Source organism: Mesorhizobium sp. M1E.F.Ca.ET.041.01.1.1, assembly GCF_003997355.1.
Classification (GTDB): Bacteria; Pseudomonadota; Alphaproteobacteria; order Rhizobiales; family Rhizobiaceae; genus Mesorhizobium.
On the sequence record NZ_RZSL01001274.1, the window covers coordinates 1 to 418 of the forward strand.

A 418-nucleotide genomic window follows, 5' to 3' on the forward strand; every position below is an offset into this window, starting at 1 on the left:
GGCGTAGATTGGGGCGGTGAAGCTCGGATCGTCGAGCTTGAGGCCCAGATAGGCGCGGCCCTCGTTGGACTTTTTGGACCAACCGGCACCGAACTCGACTCGACCAACGAGCACGCGGTGGCTGGGTGCGTTTTCGCCGCTGGCGCGCCTATCGGGGACGATCCGGACCTTCTTGGCCTGGAGGGAAAGCGTGACGATCTCGCCATTGTATTCTTCGCCGGCTAAATTTAGCTGGAAGTTGCCGATAGTAGCCATGTTCGTGTGCTCCTGACTTGTTTGTCCGAAGCCGCCCTGTGCGGCCTCGATAGCGGTCGTGAGACGACGGTCCGGCCGACTGCATCCACTGGGCCGCAGCGGAGCGGAGGACGGCGGAAGCCGAGCTTGTTGTCCCGCGAGGAATGCGGCGAAGCCGCAGGGG

At 63.4% G+C, this 418-nt stretch carries 1 protein-coding gene; it reads right to left on the reverse strand.

Annotation, left to right across the window (positions count from 1 at the left end; all coding sequences use genetic code 11):
- The coding region (locus tag EOA38_RS38760) for a DUF736 family protein (protein WP_127301700.1) at positions 1 to 255 on the reverse strand (255 nt) is incomplete at its 3' end.
- Between the last annotated feature and the right edge of the window lie 163 nt (positions 256 to 418).